Origin of the sequence: Pseudomonas sp. PDM24 (assembly GCF_019218905.1) — a bacterium.
GTDB lineage: Bacteria > Pseudomonadota > Gammaproteobacteria > Pseudomonadales > Pseudomonadaceae > Aquipseudomonas.
The window spans coordinates 280,766-304,161 of record NZ_JAHUWR010000005.1 but is presented as its reverse complement, the minus strand read 5'-3'; the positions used below and the strand labels follow the sequence as shown (position 1 = coordinate 304,161).

The window sequence follows — 23,396 nt, the reverse complement described above, 5'->3', positions numbered from 1 at the left end:
CCATGATCAGCGACTTTCGTAACCGCTTGCGCAAACAGTCCGGTAAACCCGCTTCTTCGTCGGCTACTCAGCTTGGCGACGACCTGCTGGACCCGGCAGAGGAAATAATGGCTTGGGAACGTGCGGCGCCGGACGTTCTTTACGAAACCAAAAGCCAGGTCACCCCGGTGGAGGCCGAGTGGCGGGAAAAGATCTACCAGCAGTTGCTCAAGGTCATGGACCTGTCCTTGCTGGACTCCCTTGAACAGGCCGAAGCCACGCGGCAGATTCGCGACATTTGCCAGCGCCTGCTCGATGAGCATTCGGCGCCGGTAAGTACCACCAGCCGCCAGTTGATCATCAAGCAGATCACCGATGAGGTGCTTGGCCTGGGTCCCCTGGAACCGTTGCTGGCCGATCACAGCGTGTCCGACATTCTGGTCAACGGCCATGCCTCGGTCTATGTCGAGCGCTTTGGCAAACTGCAACGGACCGATGTGCGCTTTCGCGATGATCAGCATTTACTGAACATCATTGACCGCATCGTATCCAGCCTCGGTCGGCGTATCGATGAGTCCTCGCCATTGGTGGACGCCCGACTCAAGGACGGTTCGCGGGTCAACGCGATTATCCCGCCGCTGGCCATCGACGGCCCGAGCATGTCGATTCGCCGCTTTGCAGTGGACCTGCTCAATACCGACAGCCTGATCTCGGTGGGGACATTGACCCCGGCCATTGCCCTGCTGCTCAAGGCGATTGTCCGCGGGCGCTTGAACGTGCTGATTTCCGGCGGTACCGGCAGCGGCAAGACCACCATGCTCAATGTGCTGTCCAGTTTCATTCCGCAGAACGAGCGCATCGTCACCATCGAAGACTCGGCCGAACTGCAACTGCAACAGCCCCACGTGGTGCGCCTGGAAACCAGGCCTTCGAATATCGAGGGGCGTGGTGAGGTGAGTCAGCGGGAATTGGTACGCAACAGTTTGCGGATGCGCCCGGACCGCATTGTCATCGGCGAAGTGCGCGGCGCTGAAGCGCTGGACATGCTGACCGCCATGAACACCGGCCACGACGGTTCCTTGACCACCATCCACGCCAACACCGCGCGCGATGCGTTGGGGCGAATCGAGAACATGGTGTCGATGACCGGGGCGACCTTCCCGATCAAGGCCATGCGGCAGCAGATCGCTTCGGCCATCGATGTGGTGATCCAGCTGGAACGTCAGGAGGACGGCAAGCGCCGATTGGTCAGCGTGCAAGAGATCAACGGCATGGAAGGCGAGATCATCACCATGACCGAAATTTTCTCCTTTGCGCGTCAAGGCATGGGCGAAAACGGCGAGGTGCTCGGTGATTATCGCCCCAGCGGCATGATTCCGGCCTTCCGCGATGTGCTGGCCAAGCGCGGTATCGAGTTGCCGCTCACGATGTTCAGGCCTGAGTGGATGGAGGCACGGCAGTCATGAACAATATTCCTGGTGAATTCATTCTGATGTTCCTCGGCATGGTGTTTATCGCCGTGTTCCTTCTGTCCCAGGGCGTGGTAGTGCCGGTGTTCGGCGAGGCCGGCAAGATGCGCAAACGCATCCGCGGCCGCTTGAATGTACTGGAGAAGGCTAACAATCTGCCCAACATGCAGACGGTGTTGCGGCAGAAATACCTGACGCGCTTGTCGCCACTGGAAGCCATGCTCGAGCAGTTGCCCTTCATGGCGAACCTGACACAGGTGATCGAGCAGGCCGGACACGAATATCGGGCCTATCGGGTGTTATTGCTCGGGCTGTTCCTGGGGGCCTGCGCGGGTGTCTCGATCTGGATGATCTCGTCAATCTGGTGGATGGCGCTGCTGGCGGGTTTCGGGGTGTTCTGGTTACCCCTGCTGAAAGTTTTTCGTGACCGTGGCAAACGTTTCGCTGAGTTTGAGGAAGGCCTGCCGGATGCGCTGGATGCCATGTGCCGTGCCCTGCGTGCCGGACACCCGTTCAACGAAACCCTGCGCTTGGTCGCTGAGGAGCACAAGGGGCCGGTCGCCCATGAGTTCGGGCTGACCTTCGCCGATATCAACTATGGCAACGACGTACGCCGGGCCATGCTAGGCCTGCTGGAGCGCATGCCAAGCATGACGGTGATGATGCTGGTGACCTCGATCCTCATCCATCGTGAGACCGGCGGCAATCTGACTGAGGTGCTGGAGCGTCTGAGCCGGTTGATCCGCGGGCGCTTTCGCTTCCAGCGCAAGGTCAAGACCCTGTCAGCCGAAGGGCGGATGTCGGCCTGGATACTGGTGGCCATTCCCTTCGTGCTGGCGGCGGTGATCGTGTTCACCAGCCCTACCTACTTGCCGCTGCTGCTCAATGATCCGATCGGTCATAAGCTGATCTTCATCGCTTTTGGTTGCATGTTGATCGGGATTTTCTGGATTCGCAAAATCATCCGGATTCAGGTTTAAGGGTTATTCGCCATGTGGAGGTACAGGTCATGGATTTTTTACTCGGGTTGTTCAGTCGAGTAACAGGCAATGAGGAGATGGCACGCCTGTTGTTTATCGGTGCGATGAGTCTGAGTGCAGTGCTCGCGATCACCACCGTGATGCTCCTGCTGTTGGGGCTGCAGGACCCTGTGCGGCGTCGTCTGGCGCTGATCAAGCGCGGTCATTCGGGGAGTTCAGTCGGGCAGGATGCACCGGGAAATCTGCAGTTATTGCTGGAGCGGGTCGGCCAACGCTTTGCCTCGACTGAGGCGGGTCAGACGTCCGCTACACAAACCCTGTTGACGCACGCCGGTTACCGCTCATCGTCGGCAATCCAGATGTACTGGGCAGTGCGCCTGTTGTTGCCACTGATATTGGTTGGTCTTACGCTGTTGGCGTTGCCGCTGATCCCCAAGCTTTCTTTGATTACGGGGTTGTTGCTGGTGTTAATGGCAGCTGCTATCGGCTGGCTGGCCCCCGCGCTGTATGTCACAAAGCGCAAGCAAGCCAGGCAGGGCAGACTGCGTGCCGCCTTTCCGGATGCCCTGGACCTGATGGTGGTTTGCGTGGAGTCGGGCCTGGCCTTGCCCCTGACGATCGAACGGGTGGCTGAAGAGATGTCGGTCAGTCAGGTTGAGTTGGCTGAAGAACTGGCGCTGGTCAATGCGCAAATCCGCGCGGGCATTTCCAGTACCGAGGCGCTCAAGCAACTGGCTGTGCGCACCGGCCTGGAGGACGTACAAGGGTTGGTCAGCCTGTTGGCGCAGAGTATCCGCTTCGGTACCAGCGTGGCCGACACCCTGCGCATCTATGCCGATGAATTCCGTGATCGGCGTACACAGGCCGCCGAAGAAGCGGGGGCGAAAATCGGCACCAAGCTGGTATTCCCTTTGATTTTCTGCCTGTGGCCGAGCTTCTTTCTGATAGCCATTGGCCCCGCCATGATCGGGGTACTCAAGACATTCGGGAAGTAATGAGGTCCTTGCTGTCGAACAGGATGGTCTTGCCAACCGAGCTTGATCTGCACCTTCCTGCCATAGGTTTACACATCCTCTACAGGAGCTGACGCAGGCTGCGACCTTTTGATTTTTCTGGCAGGCAATTCGTTGCCCACGCCTCAGAATCAAAAAATCGTAGCCTTCGGCAGCTCCTGCATTGCGTACATCTGTTAATCACGACATGACGCTGATTGCCGCGATTCGCCCGGTGACAGGCTGATCAAGGCAGAAGCAATAGTTACCAGACGCCCCTTTAAGGATCACCGCGGTCAAGCGTAGGAGCTGGCGAAGCCTGCGATCTTTTGATTTTGACGGCGCAGAGATCGCTGAAGAGCAAAAGATCGCAGCCTGCGGCAGCTCCTACAGGGATTTGCGTATATCTGTTCATCAATGACCGGGCGCTGATTGTCGCGATACGCTCGGTGACAGGCTGGTCAAGGCGCAAGCAATGATTGCCAGGCACTCCTTTAAGGAGCACCGGTGTCAGGCGTAGGAGCTGGCGAAGCCTGCGATCTCTTGATTTTGATGGGCGAGGAATCGCTGAAGAGCAAAAGATCGCAGCCTGCGGCAGCTCCTACAGGGATTTGCGTATATCTGTTCATCAATGACCGGGCGCTGATTGTCGCGATACGCTCGGTGACAGGCTGGTCAAGGCGCAAGCAATGGTTGCCAGACCTCCCTTTCAGGAACACCAACGCGGTCAAGCGTAGGAGCTGGCGAAGCCTGCGATCTTTTGATGTTGATGGCCGAGGGGAATCGCTGAAGTGCAAAAAATCGCAACCTGCGGCAGCTACAGAGTGATCCGGCCAGGCTTGGATAATGTGTAGATGCCTATGCTTTCCTGCATACAACGTCTAGCCCGGCTTTGCAGCCAGGCCACTCTAGACGACACCAGAGGCTGACATCCATTGACGTGCCTCAGTTACTGCTAGGGATCTCACCCGCCATATCCTGGTCAAAAAACTCCGGAATCGGGTAGTTGAAGCTGTTCAGCCAGCGCTGCATGGCCAAGTCACGTTCGGTGGCCGAAGCGGTTTGCAGTTTGGGTGAAGCAACTATCCCGCGAATCTGTAGCTGCATCCACTGCTCGGTGCCTTTTTGCTCCTTCGAAGAGGGGCCTGGTTCAAAAGCCCAGGCACTGGTGGACAGGCAAGCCATGCACACGATCAACAGCCTCTTGGTATTCATCTCGACTCCTCGTACTTGTTACTTGTTCGCAGCAGTGGAGGAGGCATCGGCTACCTCGGTTCTGCGATTCCCCTCGGATGCCACTGCTTTTTTAGCAGAAGCCTTGAGTTTTTCCGCGCGGGTTTGAGCCTCTGCGACTTGCTGAGGACTCAAGCTGGCGCGGGTCACGAGTTCGGAAGCTGCCTTCCAGTTATCCTGATAGATCAGCAGCGTCACCATATTGACTGCCGCCAGTGAATTGGACTGTTTGAGCTCCATGGCGGTCATGAACTCAAAGCGTGCTTCAGGGATCCGTCGCTGATTGAGGTAGACCACCCCCAGGTCATTGCGCATCCTTTCGTCGGTGGGGGCCATCTTCACCGCACGCTCAAGGTGAGTGGTAGCGTTGGCGTAATCATTTTTGGCCGCGGCCAACTGGCCCAAGCCATGTTCCCCGTCGGCGGCCAGACAGGTGCCGAGCAAGCTTTGATACAACGGCCCCGCCTCGTTACGCCCCATCAAGCGCAGAACCCGAGCCTTGCGCAGGCGAACTTGAACCAAGTTGTCGGGCAAACCTTCAAGATTCGCCAGGCTGGCATACAAACGGCCTTCGCTGACCATGTTGTCGGCCAGGCTCAGGGCCAACTCTTGATCCGAACCGGGCTTGGCACATTCAGGCGGTCGCGAAGGCAGGCCATTGCTGGCACAACCTGCGAGCATTAATGTCGCCGCTATTGCAATGACTGCTTTCATCGAGTGTCCTCTGGCTACAACACGTTGAACGCCTGGCCAATGGCAATAAAGCTGGCTTGGCAAGCGTTCAAGATCACCGTTACGAGTGAGGTCGAGGCAAGTCTGATTCAGGCTCATTGCGAGAGCCCGGAGCGACTGTCGAAATCGCCATTTTCGAGGAAGAACATGCGGTAGAAGTTCGGGTCGTAATTGCGCAGCTGTTCGCCAGGCAATGACGGTAGTTGTGCATTGGCAGCCAGTGGCTGGACTAGATGCGGAGTAACGATCATCAGCAGTTCACGCTCTTCACGGTTGATGCTGTTGTCGCGGAAGAACGCGCCCAGAATCGGGATATCGCCCAGCCCTGGAAACTTGTTCACCTGGGAACTGTTGCGGGTGCTGATCAGGCCGCTGATGACGAAGCTTTCGCCGTCGGCCAGGGAGATGCTGGTGTCGGTACGTCGAATGGTCAGCGCCGGAACGATGGTGCCGGCGATGCTTACGGCGTTGGTGAAGTCCAGTTCACTGACTTCCGGCGCCACCTTCAGCGCGATACGGTTTTTGCCGATGATGGTCGGCGTCAGGGTCAGGCGAATACCGAATTCCTTGTACTCGATGGACACGTTATCGCTGCCGGAACTGGGCACTGGAATCGGCACTTCACCACCGGCCAGGAAGCTCGCACTCTGCCCGCTGAGCGCTACCAGGCTTGGCCGTGCCAAGGTGTAGGCGAAACCGCTGCCTTCCAGTGCGTTGATCGACACTAGAGTATCGCTTGACGCAAAAGCGAAGTTGAACATGCCGTTGTTCACCGGCACCGACGGCGTGACAATGCCGCCGACGGTGGGCAAGGTTCTCGGTGAGCCGAACAGGAAGTTGCCTTGGCGGCCAAAAATCGAGGCATTGGCTTCCTTGAGTTTGGTCCGGCTGACTTCAACGAAGCGGATGTCGGTTTGCACCTGGATCGGCAACAGCGGGTCTTCGGAAGGCACTGTCGAGACGCTGGTGAGCGCCGCGGTGGCCTTGCCCTTGACGAACACCATGCTTTGGCGCGGCGTTGTCGAACAGGCAGTCCAGACCATCAGGCTGGTGGTCCCCGGCGCCATACCGGTGAGCAAGAAGGCATTGGGGTTGTTGCCGCTGGGTTGCACGTCGGCGATTTTCGGATCGCCGACTGCCAGCTGTGTCACCGGGACGGGGACGCGCAGTTCATTCTGAAGCCCCTGACCGACCTCAAACGTTGTCGGCATATTATCCAGTTGCGAACAATTGGCCGGCGCGGCCTGAGCCGCATTCACGCTGAGGCCCGTCCAGAACAGACCATGGATAATTCGCTTGAAAGCGGGCACGGTACGATAGCTCATTAAGTGCATCCTCGCTGAATAGCCATCTTTGAGGCAAAACCAGGTTGCCTCGGATCACTACAAGGGGCCTTGGTCGGCCCTCTACCCCGCCAGACCCCTGACTAATGGCCCCGGCAACATTCTTTGGTGCTACATGCAAGCAGCTGCAATACGCTGTTCTGACTGAACGGCGAGCGACCTTCGCTATAACGGTTTTTAGTGATCCAGATGCCTGGGCTGTCAACCCGAACGATATACGCAGGCTCGACAGCAGCAGCTAAAGACGGCACTTTGCGCCGACCTGACTCCCCTAAAAAGCAACCGGCAATTAACGCACTGAGCCGGAAAACGCTTGTCAGGATCATAGTGAGGTAACTCCTTTTGCCAATCCGCTATCTGATCGCTGAACCTAACGTGGCATTTCGAACCGTTATGTCTTCTTCTTGTTTGAAAGGTAGTTCAACCAAGGCAAAGCGCCATGCTTTGAACGAAAACTTTCGATACAGATACTGGTTTTTTTCTGAAAGCCACGGTCAGGCCACGCAATCATTGGTATTGCGCCGGATGCTGATGGAATAAGGGGTGCTTTACGGTCCCGCGAGTTTTTCTTTGGGTTTTGCGCTGCATATTTCACAAAAACGCCACTCATTGAGTGGCGTTTTCAGGCGTGCCGGTTTGTACTTTTCGAATGCTGACCAATCGTAACAATGGCGTCTGGCGGGATATGACAAGGAAGCTGAATACGACTGATTGTGTAGCTCTACACCTGCGAAGTGCAGGTTGGCGTATTGGCCGTAAGGTACTGGATCACCTCTTCAAGCGTGTCTATGTCAGGAACATTGCTCACTAAGGCTTGCGAACTGCACCATGGGTAATCCAGATGCGATACCCACTCCATGATGCAGTGCAGATCAGTCGCTGGCAGGGTTTTCATGTGCTCAATGGTGATAGTGAGCCTCTCGACAAGCCTCGACTCGGGGCTGAACTGCCACTCATACAGACCGCAACCGACTCGAACTTCGCCGCCGCTCTTGTCGGACATGCCGACCAGCCATTTGCACTGGAATGTTTTGGCCTGCGGTTCAGGTGGACGTCCCAGGCAAAAGGTATAGACGTTTTCGAAAGTCTGGCCGAATCGCCTGACGAGCACATCGCCGATAGATCCGAGGCCTTCAACGTGGGGTGGAAACGAGATAGATCCGGTGTGCACGACCATGTCCAGGATCGCGTCTGGCGCAAAAGCCTGGGGTAACAAATGTGGGCGGTTACCGTCCTTGGCTTTTATGTACTGTTGAATCGATTGTTGAGCAGTGTTCATTGTTTGTCCGTGGCATCCATATCAGGTTGAAAACAGGCCAATCCAAGGCTCACGTTACTATTCCACGCGAGCCCGCACTCATTTACAAAGCGCTATTCAAAACATCCGTTACCAGCATGCAGCCGGGGGCGTGGGTGATGCACAGCGGCGGACGCGAAGTTTGCACCACCGATTGCGGGGTCACACCGCAGGCCCAGAATACCGGGATTTCGTCGGCTTCGACTGACACGGCATCGCCGTAGTCCGGGCTGCTTAGTGAATCGATGCCGATCAGCGCCGGATCACCGATGTGCACCGGTGCGCCGTGGACGTTGGGCATGCGTGCGGTGATCTGGATCGCCTGGATCGCAGCGGCGGCCTTCATCGGGCGCATGCTCACTACCAGCTTGCCGCTCAGGCGAGCGGTAGGGCGGGTGTCTATGTTCGTCCGGTACATGGCAACATTGAGCCCCAGATCTATGTGCCTGAGGGCGATGCCGGCATCCAGCAGCGGTTGTTCGAAGGAGAACGAGCAACCGATGGCGAAGGCCACCAGATCGTCCTGCCACAAATGTCCGATATCCGACGGTTCTTCGCTCAGTTCGCCATGGCGATAGACCCTGTATCGGGACACCTCGTGACGGATATCAATGGCTGTGCCGAGATTGCGAAAATACGGATCACCGGGGTCGGTAACGTCGAGCACCGGGCAAGCCTGACGATTGAGCGTGCAATACCGCAGAAACTCGTTAGCCCAATCATTGGGCAGAATCACGATATTGGCTTGCACCCGACCTTGGGCCAAGCCGCTGGTGTGGCCCCGATATTGTCCGGCAGCGATGCATTGGCGCAGGGCCAGTGGAACGCTGTGCTTCAGTTGTTCGAACGACAGGGTGGGTTGGCTCATCACGGCATCTCTTCAGGTTCGATGACCCTTTTTAGAAAACCATGACGATGCCGTCCAACCAGGAATGTTGTTACCCCCCGACAACTAAAAGTTATTCAAGGGACCGTCGGCTGTTGAGACCGGGTGCCGGAACCATTCGAAGCGGGCCGACATCCGCAGCGTATTGGGAGACTACCTGGCGGCTCATGTCGACGATGCTCTCGATCAACTCCAGGCCGACTCCGGCGCGCCATGAAGCCACGACATCCAGCTGCGGCAAGCGAGTACCTGGTTCCAGCTGAATCAGCTCACCGCTGGCCAAGGGCTTGGCCACCAGCGCGGCCGGCAAGGCGCCAATACCGAATCCGTCACGAATCAGCCGGGTCATGGCCGACACCGAGTTGACGCAACTGACGCGTGGCGTACTGATGCCGTGGGCGTGCAGCAGGTTGAGTACATCCTGATGCGGCCGGGAGTTTTTGACGAAGGTGATGATGCGCTCGCTGGCCATTTCAGCCAGTGAGGCATAGGGGCGGGCATAGATTGAGTTACTGGCGGCGATCCAGTGCATGGGGTAGTGCGCCAGTTCGAGGTTGCGCACACTTTCGTGGCGGATCAGGTCCGTCTGGAACACGATGTCCAGATAGCCCTTTTGCAGCTGATCGCACAGATTGCGTGCGGCGTCGGCCGTGATCTCGATTTCCACGGCGGGGAAGGTCTGCATCAAGGTTGACATCAACGGGCTGAGCCAAGTGTGGATCACCGTATCCATCACACCGATGCGCACCAGGCCCTGTTGCGGGTTGGTGTTATCCAGTGAATGTTTCAACGCTCGCTGAACCTCGAGCATCTGCTCGGCGTAGTCGAGCACCTTGAGGCCTTCCAGCGTTAGGGATACCCCGCGCGAATCGCGCACGAACAAACGCAGGCCCAACTCTTCTTCCAGCGAGGCAATCCGGCTGGAGATAGCCGCCTGAGTGCTGAACATTTTCTCTGCGGTGAGGCTGAAGCTTTGCAGGCGTGCGACCCAGACGAAGGTTTCGAGAAATTTGAGGTTCATGGCGGTTTTCCCACAGGGATAAGCGTTCGTCGCATTGCAATTGTTACTCCAGAGTTCGTCGCCGGGGGTATCAAATTTTCTTATGCATAACCTCGTTTTTTTCCCGTTTGACGCAGTTTGGCCTTGGCGCGAAGAATCCGCTCCACGACGCAGCCACTGCGTCTGCCCCCCCACGACAACGCCTTCACAAAAAAATAATGAGGCGTGTCCGTCATCTTCGCTTGCTGCCGCAGGAACTCCCATGGAAAAGACCATGACTGACCACGTGCTTTCAGGTTCGGGCCGCACCGGCCCGTTCAGTTGGTACGGCCCCCTGTCGAAAAATGAAAAGCGTACCTTCTGGAGTTGCAAGATCGGCTATGCCCTGGATGGCATGGACACACAGATGCTCAGTTTCGTCATTCCGACCCTGATCGCCACTTGGGGCATCTCCAAGGGCGATGCCGGGATGATTGGCACTTGTACGCTGCTGGCCTCGGCAGCGGGTGGCTGGATCGCCGGAATACTGTCCGACCGCATCGGTCGGGTGCGCACCTTGCAACTGACGGTGCTGTGGTTCGCCTTCTTCACTTTCCTCTGCGGACTGGCACAAAACTACGAGCAACTACTGGTGGCCCGGACCCTGATGGGCTTTGGCTTCGGTGGTGAATGGACAGCGGGTGCGGTGCTGATTGGCGAGGTGATTCGCTCCAAGGATCGCGGCAAGGCAGTGGGCATGGTGCAGGCCGGATGGGCGCTGGGGTGGGGGCTGACGGCATTGCTCTATGCCGGATTATTCAGTTTTCTGCCACCAGAAGAGGCCTGGCGGGCGCTGTTCATGATCGGGTTGGTGCCAGCACTATTCGTATTGGTGATCCGCCGACTGGTCAAGGAGTCGGACACCTTCGAGCAGGCCTGTATTGAGCGCAAGGCCAAGCCTGAAAAGGATTCGCGTTGGGCCTTCTTCGAAATTTTCGCGCCTCGGATGCTCAGTACCACCTTGCGCGCTTCGTTGCTGACCACTGGCGCGCTGGGTGGTTATTACGCGATCACCACCTGGTTGCCGACTTACCTGAAAACCGAGCGCGGCTTGAGCGTACTTGGCACTGGCGGCTACCTGGCGATGGTGATCGTCGGTTCCTACATTGGCTATGTGACCAGTGCATTGCTGACCGATGCCATCGGCCGAAAGAAGAACTTCATCCTGTTTGCCGTCGGCTCCATGGCGATCGTTCTGGCCTACACCCAACTGCCCATCGACAACACCTGGATGCTCTGGCTGGGCTTTCCGTTGGGTTTCTTCGCTTCGGGCATTTTTGCCGGCATGGGCGCTTTTCTGACCGAGTTGTTTCCGACCCGCATGCGCGGTTCGGGCCAGGGCTTTTGCTATAACGCCGGGCGTTCCATTGCGGCGCTGTTTCCATTGTTCATCGGTGCGCTGAGCGAAACGTTGCCGATTGGTACGGGGATCGGAATCTTCGCTGCCGGTGCCTATGGCGTGGTGATTCTGGCCGCGTTAAGCCTGCCGGAAACCCGCGGTCGCCAACTCGAATCCTGAACCCCGACACGTCTGGGCCATTGTGCCCAGACGTCGCTGATCCATTGCTAATCGACAAACATCGGCCGCGATCGCAACGCCCCCGAGAGGGCTCGCTCGCGTCCGGAACAGGAGCAGGCATGAACTATTCGCTTTCCACCCAACGGTTGTACCTCCCGGTCGGCACATTGCTCGGGTTGAGCTTGCTCGGCGCACCGGCCGCTCAGGCGGATTTCATTACCGACAGTAAAGGCAGCCTGGAAGCACGCAACTTTTACTTCAATCGCGATTTCCGCCAGGACGGCTCGCGAGACAAAGCCGAGGAATGGGCACAGGGTTTTCTGTTGAGGATGGAGTCCGGGTATACCGCTGGCACGCTGGGGTTTGGTCTGGATGCACTGGGCATGGCCGGTTTTAAACTGGACTCCGGCGGCGGCACGGCGGGCACCAATCTGTTGCCGCCGGATTTGTCAGGCGGCTCGCAGGATCGCTATGGCGAGTTGGGCCTGACCGCCAAAGTGCGTTTGTCCAAGAGCACCCTGAAGCTGGGGACGTTGCAGATCAAGGATCCGGTGGTGAACTCCAACGACACTCGCCTGTTGCCGTCAACTTTCAAAGGCGGCCTGGTCAATGTGCAGGAAATAGACCGTTTGAAGCTCACCGCCGGTCAACTCACGCAGATAAATTTTGTCGATTCCACTGACTACCAGGACATGACTGCCAATCGCATCGGCGGGCAAAGCGACAAGTTCCAGTTCGCCGGGGCTGACTATCAATTCCTGCCGAACCTGACAGCGCAGTACCGCTACGGCAAGCTGGAAAATATCTACCAGCAAAACTACCTCGGATTGGTGCACCTGCTGGATCTGGGGGCCGGTCAGTCGCTCAAGAGCGACGTGCGCTATGCGCGCAGTATTGAAGATGGCAACTTTCGTGACCTCGACAACCAGGCTCTCGGTGCGATGTTTACCTACAGTCGCGACGGCCACGCGCTGGGCTTCGGCTACCAGCGCATGAGCGGCGATGATCCGTTTCCTTACATCGGCCGCAGCGATCCGTACCTGGTCAACTTCGTGCAGATCAATGACTTCGCCAACGTTGACGAACACTCCTGGCAAACGCGCTACGACTATAACTTCGCCGCATTGGGTGTGCCGGGGTTGAGCTTTATGACCCGCTATATCTCGGGGGATAACGTGCAGCGCAGTGCTGCGGGTGAAGGCAAGGAATGGGAGCGCGACACCGATATCGCTTACGTGGTGCAGGACGGTACTTTGAAAGGCTTGGGCTTTAAATGGCGCAACGCGTCGGTGCGTTCGAACTTTGGCAATGATCTGGATGAGAATCGCTTGATCGTCAGCTATACCCTGGCGCTTTGGTAGGTGTCTGGGTTATCGAACAAGAAATGATATCGATGGCCCGCCAGTCAGACTGGCGGGCCGTTTGTTTTACATCGACAGAATCAACCGGCCAGCGAACAGAATCAGGATCACACCCATGGTTCGTTCGAACCAGTGCCCCATGCGCATGAACAGCAACCGCACCCGGGCGCTGGAAAAGAACAGCGCCACGATCACGAACCACAAGGCGTTCACGAAACACATCCATAGCCCGTATAGCGCCTGAATCTGCAGTGGTGTCGTGGCACTGATGATCGTGGTGAAGATCGCCAGGAAAAACAGCGTGGCCTTGGGATTAGTGGCGTTGGTCAGAAACCCCGTGCTGAAGGCCTTGAACAAGGTCTGCCGTTCAGTTGACGCCTCTGCACCCTTGTCGCCTTCAATCGCTGATTTGGGTTTGCTGCGTATCAGGCTCACGCCGAGGTACAAAATGTAGGCCCCCCCCACAACCTTGGCCACCGTCAACAACCAGGGTGTGGTGTGCATTAGCGCACCGACGCCGAGCAAGGTGTAAAGCACATGCACGGAAATGCCCGCGCCGATGCCCAGCGCCGTGCAAATCCCCACTAAACGGCCGAAGCGCACGCTTTGGCGGATGGTCACGGCGAAGTCCGGTCCGGGGGCGACCACGGCCAGAAAGTGGATGGTTGCCAGCGCTAGAAACTCGCCCAGGTAATTCGAAAACATCTCAGCTCCAGAAAGTCAGGGGTGAAGCATTGCCGCGATAGCCGACAAAGAACGAAAGGCTCAATCGCGGATCGTCCACACCCGGGGTCACCGAGTGCATGCAGCGCGAATTGAACATGATGAAATCACCCGGCTCAGGACGAATCTCCAGGGTTGGAGGGCCGAGCAAAGCCGGGTCGATGCCGTAACTGTCGCCACGCATTTCATCGAACTGGTCCGGAGAAATGTCGTGGTCCCACATCTGCAACGCGCCGCCCTCGGTCGGCATGTTCAGGTAGACGTTGCAGGCGAACTGCGCTTCCAGGCTTCTGGCCTGGAAGCTGTCCGGGGCGTCCTTGGCGAAAATGTCGTGATGGGCGAGGAAGCACACCCCGGGTTTCACGACCCGGGACAGGCCCACATACATCTTGCGGCCATAGAGATTCTCCAGGTGCGCCCCCGCCGGCCAGGACTCGTCGAGCATGCAGCGCAGCGTGTCGACAGGAGAGGAGTAGGGCGCACAACGGCTGCGCAACTCGGCGATATTGCTGGTGGCGCGCTCGAAATAGTCTTCGATCAACAGCGGCTGGTTTTCCGCTTCATAAAACGCCATGCCAATGCGGCCGATACTCGGCGCATTGATGTAGCCTTCGAAGCCGGGGGCGAGGATCTTGTCGCCGATCTGGATCGCCAGCGGCCCAGGCAACAAGCCCTTGACGCGGATGGCGAGGACTTCTTCATTGGCCAGTTTTTGTATGCACGTCTCATCGAGACGCTCGACGTCAAGCATCATGTCTTTAGGTCCATCTATCGATAGTCAACAGAGCCCGCGAACGCAGACTCCCCCGGCGTCAGGCGATGACGGGGCCGACATCGCCCAAATGTTCAATCCACGCTGTAGTGGACTGACAGCGTTCCCTTTTTCTGTGAAAGGGAAGCGATCGTGACCGTGCCCAAATCCTTCAGGCTCCGTACATGGGTGCCGCCGCAGCCGTAGGCGGGCAGTTCACCGAAACCGATTTCCCGGGCGCCTTCGCGCAACGACGTCAGGCGCGGCAGGTCATGGGCGATCCATTGCGTGACGCCGTGCTGAATTGTCTGGGCATCGACTTCCTGCGCGCTATCACCCGGTTTGAACTGAACGCGTCCTTCATCGGGCCAGTGATGAGCCTTGATCGGCATCCAGCCCATCGCCTGGACGAAGTGACCAATCAGGTGACCCGCCGAATGCATGCGCGTGTTGAACCGGCGGCGTTGCTCGTCGACCCGAATCTGGGTCATGCCGAGTTTTACCGGGTGGTCGACGAAATGGATGATCCGGTCCGGATCCTGAACCACGCGCAGCACCTGGCTTTCGCCGATCCAACCAGTATCCCAGGGTTGCCCGCCGCCTTGAGGATGAAACAGTGTGGCCCGCAACACCACAGCGAATTCGTTCTCCTGGGGTGTGCATTCCAGGACTTCCACGTTGGCCTTGAGCTCATCACTATGGAAGAAGAGGCGAAGCGTCATATTCCATGCTCTTATTAAAGTTTCTATTTTTATTATATGAACCGTGGAATTGCGTGATAATCCGTTCAATCATCAAAGGACTGTTGCGCTGTGAGCATAAATCTTCCTCTGCCTCTGCTCGGTGAAATGGCTATTTTCGTCAAGGTTGTCGAGACTGGCAGTTTCTCCGAAGCAGCACGCCAATTAGGTTCTTCACCCTCGGCGGTAAGTCGCAGCATTTCGCGGCTGGAGAAGGCACTCGCCACGCGGCTGCTGCAACGAACCACGCGCAAGCTGCGCCTGAGTGACGGTGGCGAAGAGGTGTTCAAGCGTTGCCAGGAGATGGTCAGCGCGGCGAAGTCGGTGATGGAAATCAGCGGTCAGTTCACCCATGAAGCGGAAGGGCTGGTGCGTGTCAGCGTGCCCAAGGCTGTCGGGCGATTCGTGATTCATCCGCACATGCCCGAATTCCTGCGGCGCTATCCCAAAGTAAATGTGGAGTTGTTGCTCGAGGACCGTCAGGTGGATTTGATCGACGACAACGTCGATCTGGCGATCCGTATTACCGACCGCCCACCCGCGGGGCTGGTGGGGCGACAGTTGTTGACCATCGATCATTTACTCTGTGCAACGCCACAGTACCTGGCCGAACACGGCACCCCGACTCATCCCCATGATTTGCTCAACCACAGCTGTATCTATCTGGGCGAAACCCCGAGCGATGCGCGCTGGAAATTCAAGAAAGGCAGCAAAGCCGTGACCGTCGGCGTGCGCGGCCGTTATGCCGCCAATCACACGGGGGTGCGGCTGGGCGCGGTATTGCAACACATCGGAATCGGCAGCCTGCCGTACTTCACCGCCCGTTATGCGCTGGAACAAGGGCTGATCGTCCAGGTTCTGCCGGACTGGACTTTTCTGGCGTCCTACCACGGAGGCGCCTGGCTGCTGCATTCGCCCACCCGCTATCTACCGCCCAAGCTACGGGTATTTATCGACTACCTGGTGGAATGCCTGGAGAAGGAACCGACCTTGAGCCGGCCGGGCAAACCGGGTGCATTGGGCAAGGTCGCGACAGAGTATGAGTTACCTGAAAGTGATGGGTTGCTTTGACGGGCCTCTTCGCGAGCAAGCCCGCTCCCACAGTGGATTTCTGTCGTACACAGAGTCTGTGTCCACTAAAGATCAAATGTGGGAGCGGGCTTGCTCGCGAAGACGGCAGCCCAAACACCACATCACTCGGCAATGCCACAAAAAAAGGCCCGCATGAATAACCATGCGGGCCTTTGCATTTGCTGACAGTGGAATCAGTGCTTGCTGTCCTGGTTCGACATCGCCAGTAGCTGTTTTTCCTGATTCCAGTCGAACGGTTCGTCGTTCTGTTCAGCTTCGAAGCGACGCTCTTCAAGGGCCTGGTACAGGTCGATTTCATCATCGGGCATGTAATGCAGGCAGTCGCCAGCGAAGTACCACAGCAGGTCGCGCGGGACCAGGTGGGCGATTTGCGGATAGCGAGTGATCACCTGACACAGGATGTCCTGGCCCAGGTATTGGCTTTCGATCGGGTCGACCGGCAGCAATGCACGCAGTTCGTCGAAGCGCTCCAGGAACAAGGCATGGCTTTCTTCGGGAACCTGTTCGGCCTCACCTACGGCGACCAGGATGCTGCGCAGGTGGTCGAGCAAGACGAGATGATCGGCAACGACGTTGGACACGAGATAAGTCCTCAAGAGCAAAACGGGCGCGGGAGTATAAAGCTCCTGCGCCCCTTTTCACATATTAAAGAGCCTCATGCAAGACACAGGGTCCGCCGGATCAGCGGACCTTGCCTTTGGCCAATACCAGCTCCTTTGGGTCGAAATCATCGACATCAATCACCTTGCGTCGCGCCACTTCTGCCTCGCGCAAGGTCTGGGCTTCAAGCGGTTGCAAGACGCCAGCCTCCAGGGCGGCATCAATGGGAGACTCTCCGACAGTGGGTTTGACCTGGCGACTTTTCAGTGCCGTATTGAGTTTTTTCTGTAGCGGCTTGGCGGCGTTCAACAAGTCGCAAGCGTGCTGCAGGGCGCCGACCGAATCCTCTGGTGATTGCGGGCGATAGCAGCCGCCCAGTAACTCCTCAAGCGTTGGATCGCCCTTGGGACGGCCGATGACGGCTGCGACATTGGCCGCCAGTCTGTCCGACGGGCCTCTGTGACGACGACCGAACGGGAACACCATCACCCGCAGCAGACATCCAAGTACCTTGTTCGGGAAGTTGGTCAGCAGTTCGTCCAGCGCACGTTCGGACTGACCGAGGCTCTCTTCCATGGCCCAGGCGAACAGCGGATGCATATGCTCCGGCGAATCGAGATCGTGATAACGCTTGAGTGCGCCGGAAGCCAGATACAGGTAGCTGAGTACATCGCCCAGACGTGCGGACAGCCGTTCGCGACGTTTCAAATCACCGCCCAGCAGCATCATGCTCAGGTCTGCAAGCAAGGCAAAGGCCGCGGCCTGACGGTTGAGGGCGCGGAAATAGCCTTGGCTGAGCCTGTCCCCGGGCATGTGTTCGAAATGCCCGAGGCCGAGGTTCAGCACCAGCGTGCTGGCGGCGTTGCATACAGCAAAACCAATGTGGTCGAGCAGCAGTGCATCGAACTCGATCAGTGCCTGTTGTTTGTCTTCGCGATGGGCGAGGGCCATTTCCTTGAGCACGAACGGATGGCAGCGAATAGCGCCCTGGCCGAAGATCATCAAACTGCGTGTCAGGATGTTTGCACCTTCGACCGTGACGGAAATGGGCGCACCTTGCCAGCCACGCGCCAGGTAGTTGTTCGGGCCCATGATGATGGCCCTGCCGCCGTGAACATCCATGGCGTGGCTGATGCATTCGCGGCCGCGTTCAGAGAGGTGGTATTTGATAATGGCCGAAGGTACCGACGGTTTTTCGCCGAGGTCGACCGCGTTGGCGGTGAGCATCCGTGCGCTGTCCATCAGCCAGGTACTGCCGCCGATCCGCGCCAGTGCTTCCTGAATCCCTTCGAAGGCTGACAGCGGTGCGTTGAATTGTTCGCGAACCTGCGCGTATTGGCCCGTCACCAGACTGGTGAACTTGCCCGCAGCGGTACCGATGGCAGGCAGCGAAATGGAACGCCCGACCGACAGGCAGTTCATCAGCATCATCCAGCCCTCGCCGAGCATCTCCTGACCGCCGATGATGAATTCCAGCGGTACGAACACATCCTTGCCGGAGTTCGGGCCGTTCATGAATGAGGCGCCCAGCGGCAGGTGACGGCGACCGATTTCTACACCGGGGGTCTGGGTTGGAATCAAGGCGAGGCTGATCCCCAGGTCGACTTTGTCGCCCAGTAGATGGTCCGGGTCATAGGCCTTGAAGGCCAGGCCGATCAAGGTCGCAACCGGGCCGAGGGTGATGTAGCGTTTTTCCCAGTTCAGACGCAGGCCGAGGGTTTCCTTGCCCTCCCATTCACCTTTGCAGATGACCCCGGTGTCGGTCATCCCGCCGACGTTGGAGCCCGCCATCGGGCCTGTCAGGGCAAAGCAGGGGATATCGTCGCCACGGGCCAGCCGTGGCAGGTAATGATTGCGTTGTTCGTCGGTGCCGTAATGCAGCAGCAGCTCCGCAGGTCCCAGGGAATTGGGCACCATGACGGTCGACGCCAGGTCGCCGCTGCGGGTGGCCAGTTTCATCGCCACTTGGGAGTGGGCATAGGCCGAGAAGCCTTTGCCACCGTACTCTTTGGGGATGATCAGGGCAAAAAAGCCATGTTGTTTGATGTGATCCCAAGCCTTGGGCGGCAGATCCAGCAACTGGCCAATCTGCCAATCGCTGACCATGGCGCAGAGCTCTTCGGTCGGGCCATCGATGAACGCTTGTTCCTCTTCGCTCAATTGCGCTTTTGGATAAGCCAGCAGCTTGTTCCAGTCCGGGCGACCGCTGAACAGCTCGCCGTCCCACCAGACCGTGCCCGCTTCAATGGCTTCACGTTCGGTTTGCGACATCGGCGGCAGGTTTTTTTGAAACCAGCCGAATATCGGCGTCGTGAAGAGTTTTCGGCGCAGATCCGGCAGCAACAGGAAAGCGGTCACGACCGCGAGCATCACCCAGAAAATCAGCATGAGCCAGACGGGGGCATGGCTGAAGATGCCCATCGCCAAGAGATAGACAGCGATGATGCCCAAGGCGGGCAGAGGCGCGGTGCGGCGATGTGCCAGGTAGGCAATCCCGACCACCAGAACCAGTATCCACAACAGCAACATATTCAATTCTCCATGAAGCCAGGGGCAAAACCACTTTCAGAGCTTAGACGGCATCCATAAAAGTGGGGGGTCAGAGCATGAGTCTGAGCGTGTAGGAAGCAACGGCTGAAATTCGTCAGTTATTTCGGGGGCGGACGGTTAAGCGCTTTGTCGACAGGGCGGCAAACGCTGATATTTGGCCGAAACGTCGTTATCTCTGTGCTGAAGGTGTCGCTAGACTCGTGGCTTCCCCCAGGAGATTGTTGCCATGCACGCATGTCTGAGCCCCGGCCGCTTCATCGATAGTGACCACCCCTCGGTGGTGGAGTTCGCCGAAAAACATCGTGGCGCCGGGCGCGATCCGCTCGAACAGGCGATCAATCTCTATTACGCAGTACGTGAGGCCGTACGCTACAACCCTTACACCTTCAGCCGCGATCCAGAAACCTTGCGCGGCAGCTATGCGCTGGCGGCGGGGGAGAGTTATTGCGTGCCCAAAGCCACGCTGCTCGCCGGTGCAGCCCGGCATTGCGGGATCCCGGCGCGTATCGGTCTGGCAGATGTGCGTAATCATTTGTCGACGCCGCGTCTGCTCGAACTGCTCAAAAGCGATGTGTTCGCCATGCACGGCTACACCGAGTTATATCTGAACGATCGTTGGGTCAAAGCCACGCCGGCTTTCAATCAACAACTCTGCGAACTGTTCAATGTCGCGCCGCTGGAGTTCGACGGGATCAACGACAGCGTGTTCCACCCCTTCAACCGTGACGGCGCGCAGTTGATGGAGTACCTGATCGATCACGGCCAGTTCACCGATGTGCCTGAAGCGTTCTTTTTCGAACACCTGGAAAAGTGCTATCCGCATCTGTTTGGCGAGCAGCTGTCGGTGCTGTTGGGGGACATGCAGAGCGATTTGAGTCGCGCCTGATCCGGCGTATGCTGCCTGCGCATTCATCCAAAAAGGGGCGGTCATGCTGAAGATCTGGGGTCGGAAAAATTCGTCGAATGTCAGGAAGCCGTTGTGGGCGGCCGAAGAACTGGGCCTGGCCTATGAAGCCATCGATGCCGGCGGCGCCTTTGGTGTAGTCGACACGCCTGAGTACCGCGCGATGAATCCCAACGGCCGCGTGCCGGTGATCGAAGACGACGGTTTTGTGCTGTGGGAGTCCAACACCATCGTCCGTTACCTGATGGCCCGTCATGCCAGTGGTACTGCCTGGTATCCGACAGACCTGCAAGCCCGAGCCTCGGCGGAAAAGTGGATGGACTGGACCACCTCAAGTTTTGCCGCCCCGTTCCGCACGGTGTTCTGGGGCGTGTTGCGCACCCCGGAAGACCAGCAGGACTGGCCGGCCATCAAGGCTGCGATCAAGGAGTGTGACGCTCTGCTGTCGATGGCCGATCAAGCGCTGGCGACCAAACCGTATCTGTCGGGCGATGAGATCGGCATGGGCGACATTCCCCTGGGCAGTTTCATTTATGCCTGGTTCGAGATGCCGATCGAGCGCGCGCCGCTGCCTCATCTCCAAGCCTGGTATGCGCGGTTGAAACAGCGTCCGGCCTATCAGAAGGCGGTCATGACCGCGTTGACTTAATACTCACTATCGACACGCTTGACTGTACTTGTGCGGCAGCGACAAGCACCATTGCGCTCATGCGCCGCGGTTGCATTGCTCGCCGCCCGCCCTTATTTATTCCTTTCTTCCCTTCTTGGTGCGTAATCCGATATGAGTTCCGCTCTGTCCATCCGGCAGCTAACCAAAACCTACGGCAACGGTTTCCAGGCCTTGAGTGGTATCGATCTGGACGTCGCCGAAGGTGACTTTTTCGCCTTGCTCGGCCCTAACGGCGCCGGCAAATCCACGACCATCGGCATTCTCTCGACCCTGGTGAACAAGACCAGCGGGACGGTGAATATCTTCGGTCATGACCTGGACAAGGAACCGGCGGCGCTCAAGCGCTGCATTGGCGTGGTGCCCCAGGAATTCAACTTCAACCAGTTTGAAAAGACGTTCGACATTGTCGTGACCCAGGCCGGTTACTACGGCATCCCGGCGAAAATCGCCAAGGAACGCGCCGAGCAGTACCTGACCCAACTGGGCCTGTGGGACAAGCGCGATGTGCCGTCGCGTTCCCTGTCCGGCGGCATGAAGCGCCGACTGATGATCGCCCGTGCGCTGGTTCACGAACCGCGCCTGCTGATCCTCGACGAACCGACGGCGGGGGTGGACATCGAATTGCGTCGCTCGATGTGGACCTTCCTCACCGAACTGAACAAGAAAGGCATCACCATCATCCTCACCACCCACTATCTGGAAGAGGCTGAGCAGTTGTGCCGCAACATCGGCATCATCGACCACGGCACCATTGTCGAGAACACCAGCATGAAGCAGTTGCTCAGCCAGCTGCATGTCGAAACCTTCCTGCTGGATATGAAGAATACGTTGCAAGTGGCCCCGCAGTTGCTCGGCTACCCGGCCAAACTGATCGACAGTCATACCCTGGAAGTCCAGGTCGACAAGGCCATGGGCATTACCGCGCTGTTCACCCAATTGGCGCAGCAGAACATCGAAGTGTTGAGCCTGCGTAACAAAACCAATCGCCTCGAGGAGTTGTTCGTGTCCCTGGTGGAGAAGAATCTGTCGAAGGTGGCGGTATGAGTTCCGAGCTGCAACCCAACCTCGTTGCCCTCAATACCATCGTCTACCGTGAGGTCAAACGCTTCACCCGGATTTGGCCACAGACCCTGCTGCCGCCGGCCATCACCATGGTTCTGTACTTCGTGATCTTCGGCAATCTGATCGGTCGGCAGATCGGCGACATGGGTGGTTTCACCTACATGGAGTACATCGTGCCGGGGCTGATCATGATGTCGGTGATCACCAACTCCTACGGCAACGTGGTGTCGAGTTTCTTTGGCAGCAAGTTCCAGCGTTCCATCGAAGAATTGATGGTGTCGCCAGTGTCGCCCCATACGATTCTGATCGGCTACACCCTGGGCGGCGTGCTGCGCGGGTTGATGGTCGGGATCATCGTGACCCTGCTGTCGTTGTTCTTCACTCAATTGCAGGTGCATCACTTGGGCGTGACCGTTCTGGTGGTGGTGCTGACGGCGACGATCTTCTCGCTGCTGGGTTTCATCAACGCGGTATTTGCGCGCAACTTCGACGATATCTCGATCATCCCGACATTCGTGCTGACGCCGTTGACCTACCTGGGCGGGGTGTTCTACTCGATCAGCTTGCTGCCACCATTCTGGCAGACCGTGTCGCTGGCCAACCCGGTGCTGCACATGGTCAACGCCTTCCGTTACGGCATCCTTGGTGTGTCGGACATCAAGATCAGCGTGGCGATCACCTTCATGCTGATAGCGACCGTTGTGCTGTATATCGGTTGTGCGCGGTTGCTGGTGAGTGGGCGTGGGATGCGTACCTAAGGAACACCGCGTCGCCTGCTTCGCGAGCAAGCCCGCTCCCACAGGATTGGTGTTGCCCACATATTTTGTGATCAACACCGAACCCATGTGGGAGCGGGCTTGCTCGCGAAGGCGTCAGCACAAACACTGCAAAAAAACGGCCTCCACATTGGAGGCCGTTTTGCATTCTTACATCCGGCTACGCTTACGCCGCTTCCACTGCCGACTCACCCACCAGCGCCAGTACATCATCACCAGGCAATAAGCGAGGGCACCCAGCACTAACCCCGTCACCACCGAGCCAAGCAAGAACGGTTGCCACAGGCTCGAGAGTTCGCCGCTGATCCATTCCCAGGTCAGCTCATCCGGCAGGCTGCGGGCGGGGACGTCCATCAGCCAGGCACCAGTCTGGTAAGTACAGAAGAACACCGCCGGCATGGTGATCGGGTTGGTCAGCCAGACCAGGCTGACAGCAATCGGCATGTTGCCGCGCACCACAATGGCAAGGATGGCCGCCAACAGCATCTGCAACGGGATGGGCAGGAACGCCGCGAACAGACCGACCGCCATGGCCCGCGCGACGGAGTGGCGATTGAGGTGCCAGAGGTTCGGGTCATGCAGCAGGGTGCCGAGAAAGCGTAAGGATTTGTGTTCCCTGATGCTGGTCGGGTCTGGCATGTAACGTTTGAACAAGCGCCGGGGCATAAGGCTTCTCGGTCGGTTAAGGCGGCAAGTAT

The 23,396-nt window shown here is 58.0% G+C and carries 22 protein-coding genes; 10 read left to right on the top strand and 12 right to left on the bottom strand.

Annotation, left to right across the window (positions count from 1 at the left end; all coding sequences use genetic code 11):
• Positions 1 to 2 precede the first annotated feature (2 nt).
• From KW837_RS18440 to KW837_RS18430, 3 genes are read left to right on the top strand one after another with little or no spacing between them, the layout of a single operon-like run.
• A complete protein-coding gene (locus KW837_RS18440; protein WP_218397770.1) occupies positions 3 to 1,445 on the top strand; it encodes a CpaF family protein in 1,443 nt (480 codons plus the stop codon).
• Positions 1,442 to 2,428, top strand: a complete 987-nt coding sequence (locus KW837_RS18435; RefSeq protein ID WP_008012428.1) for a type II secretion system F family protein — start codon at positions 1,442 to 1,444, stop codon at positions 2,426 to 2,428. Before KW837_RS18440 ends, KW837_RS18435 begins: the two co-directional genes overlap by 4 nt.
• A gap of 29 nt (positions 2,429 to 2,457) precedes the next feature.
• Complete coding sequence (locus KW837_RS18430) at positions 2,458 to 3,423, top strand: type II secretion system F family protein (RefSeq protein ID WP_218397768.1); 966 nt, start codon at positions 2,458 to 2,460, stop codon at positions 3,421 to 3,423.
• 942 nt (positions 3,424 to 4,365) lie between these two features.
• On the opposite strand, the gene KW837_RS18425 is transcribed toward KW837_RS18430, so the two are convergent.
• The 6 genes from KW837_RS18425 to KW837_RS18400 all read right to left on the bottom strand — a co-directional run bounded on the left by KW837_RS18425 (position 4,366) and on the right by KW837_RS18400 (position 9,932).
• Complete coding sequence (locus KW837_RS18425; RefSeq protein ID WP_218397766.1) at positions 4,366 to 4,635, bottom strand: DUF3613 domain-containing protein; 270 nt, start codon at positions 4,633 to 4,635, stop codon at positions 4,366 to 4,368.
• Between the two features lie 18 nt (positions 4,636 to 4,653).
• Positions 4,654 to 5,367: a tetratricopeptide repeat protein gene (locus KW837_RS18420; protein ID WP_218397764.1), complete on the bottom strand. Its 714-nt coding sequence runs from the start codon at positions 5,365 to 5,367 to the stop codon at positions 4,654 to 4,656.
• A 113-nt stretch (positions 5,368 to 5,480) separates the two neighbouring features.
• Positions 5,481 to 6,710, bottom strand: a complete 1,230-nt coding sequence (locus KW837_RS18415) for a type II and III secretion system protein family protein (protein WP_218397762.1) — start codon at positions 6,708 to 6,710, stop codon at positions 5,481 to 5,483.
• A gap of 739 nt (positions 6,711 to 7,449) precedes the next feature.
• The gene (locus tag KW837_RS18410; protein ID WP_218397760.1) at positions 7,450 to 8,007 is read right to left on the bottom strand and encodes a hypothetical protein; all 558 of its coding nucleotides are present in this window, start codon (positions 8,005 to 8,007) and stop codon (positions 7,450 to 7,452) included.
• A gap of 82 nt (positions 8,008 to 8,089) precedes the next feature.
• A complete protein-coding gene (locus KW837_RS18405) occupies positions 8,090 to 8,893 on the bottom strand; it encodes a putative hydro-lyase (protein WP_218397758.1) in 804 nt (267 codons plus the stop codon).
• A 91-nt stretch (positions 8,894 to 8,984) separates the two neighbouring features.
• Positions 8,985 to 9,932 carry a LysR family transcriptional regulator gene (locus KW837_RS18400; protein WP_008070207.1) on the bottom strand — a complete coding sequence of 316 codons (948 nt, stop codon included), beginning with the start codon at positions 9,930 to 9,932 and terminating at the stop codon, positions 8,985 to 8,987.
• Positions 9,933 to 10,185: 253 nt separating this feature from the next.
• On the opposite strand from KW837_RS18400, the gene KW837_RS18395 reads away from it, so the two are divergent.
• Both KW837_RS18395 and KW837_RS18390 read left to right on the top strand, forming a co-directional pair.
• The gene (locus KW837_RS18395) at positions 10,186 to 11,469 is read left to right on the top strand and encodes an MFS transporter (protein WP_185022051.1); all 1,284 of its coding nucleotides are present in this window, start codon (positions 10,186 to 10,188) and stop codon (positions 11,467 to 11,469) included.
• A 119-nt stretch (positions 11,470 to 11,588) separates the two neighbouring features.
• A complete protein-coding gene (locus KW837_RS18390; RefSeq protein ID WP_218397757.1) occupies positions 11,589 to 12,830 on the top strand; it encodes an OprD family porin in 1,242 nt (413 codons plus the stop codon).
• A 66-nt stretch (positions 12,831 to 12,896) separates the two neighbouring features.
• On the opposite strand, the gene KW837_RS18385 is transcribed toward KW837_RS18390, so the two are convergent.
• From KW837_RS18385 to KW837_RS18375, 3 genes are all read right to left on the bottom strand, one after another.
• On the bottom strand, positions 12,897 to 13,535 hold the full coding sequence (locus KW837_RS18385; RefSeq protein ID WP_218397755.1) for a LysE family translocator: 639 nt from the start codon (positions 13,533 to 13,535) through the stop codon (positions 12,897 to 12,899).
• 1 nt (position 13,536) lies between these two features.
• Positions 13,537 to 14,307 carry a 2OG-Fe(II) oxygenase gene (locus tag KW837_RS18380; protein ID WP_008070203.1) on the bottom strand — a complete coding sequence of 257 codons (771 nt, stop codon included), beginning with the start codon at positions 14,305 to 14,307 and terminating at the stop codon, positions 13,537 to 13,539.
• Between the two features lie 92 nt (positions 14,308 to 14,399).
• Positions 14,400 to 15,026 (bottom strand): alanyl-tRNA editing protein, encoded by a 627-nt coding sequence (locus tag KW837_RS18375; protein WP_192343977.1) that lies wholly within the window; start codon positions 15,024 to 15,026, stop codon positions 14,400 to 14,402.
• 90 nt (positions 15,027 to 15,116) lie between these two features.
• On the opposite strand from KW837_RS18375, the gene KW837_RS18370 reads away from it, so the two are divergent.
• Complete coding sequence (locus KW837_RS18370; RefSeq protein WP_218397753.1) at positions 15,117 to 16,115, top strand: LysR family transcriptional regulator; 999 nt, start codon at positions 15,117 to 15,119, stop codon at positions 16,113 to 16,115.
• Positions 16,116 to 16,309: 194 nt separating this feature from the next.
• On the opposite strand, the gene KW837_RS18365 is transcribed toward KW837_RS18370, so the two are convergent.
• A complete protein-coding gene (locus KW837_RS18365; RefSeq protein WP_007905217.1) occupies positions 16,310 to 16,717 on the bottom strand; it encodes a PA2817 family protein in 408 nt (135 codons plus the stop codon).
• A 100-nt stretch (positions 16,718 to 16,817) separates the two neighbouring features.
• Complete coding sequence (locus tag KW837_RS18360; RefSeq protein ID WP_218397751.1) at positions 16,818 to 19,265, bottom strand: acyl-CoA dehydrogenase; 2,448 nt, start codon at positions 19,263 to 19,265, stop codon at positions 16,818 to 16,820.
• A gap of 247 nt (positions 19,266 to 19,512) precedes the next feature.
• Here KW837_RS18360 and KW837_RS18355 point away from each other — a divergent pair, with 247 nt between their 5' ends.
• The 4 genes from KW837_RS18355 (at position 19,513) to KW837_RS18340 (ending at position 22,680) form a co-directional block, all read left to right on the top strand.
• The gene (locus tag KW837_RS18355; RefSeq protein WP_218397749.1) at positions 19,513 to 20,172 is read left to right on the top strand and encodes a transglutaminase family protein; all 660 of its coding nucleotides are present in this window, start codon (positions 19,513 to 19,515) and stop codon (positions 20,170 to 20,172) included.
• Between the two features lie 43 nt (positions 20,173 to 20,215).
• Positions 20,216 to 20,839: a glutathione S-transferase family protein gene (locus KW837_RS18350; protein WP_218397747.1), complete on the top strand. Its 624-nt coding sequence runs from the start codon at positions 20,216 to 20,218 to the stop codon at positions 20,837 to 20,839.
• 132 nt (positions 20,840 to 20,971) lie between these two features.
• The gene (locus KW837_RS18345) at positions 20,972 to 21,904 is read left to right on the top strand and encodes an ABC transporter ATP-binding protein (protein ID WP_123494600.1); all 933 of its coding nucleotides are present in this window, start codon (positions 20,972 to 20,974) and stop codon (positions 21,902 to 21,904) included.
• Positions 21,901 to 22,680, top strand: coding sequence for an ABC transporter permease (locus KW837_RS18340; RefSeq protein ID WP_007905224.1), 780 nt, complete (start codon positions 21,901 to 21,903; stop codon positions 22,678 to 22,680). Before KW837_RS18345 ends, KW837_RS18340 begins: the two co-directional genes overlap by 4 nt.
• A 168-nt stretch (positions 22,681 to 22,848) precedes the next feature.
• Here KW837_RS18340 and KW837_RS18335 read toward each other — a convergent pair whose 3' ends face one another.
• Positions 22,849 to 23,364, bottom strand: a complete 516-nt coding sequence (locus KW837_RS18335; RefSeq protein ID WP_192343982.1) for a DUF2062 domain-containing protein — start codon at positions 23,362 to 23,364, stop codon at positions 22,849 to 22,851.
• Between the last annotated feature and the right edge of the window lie 32 nt (positions 23,365 to 23,396).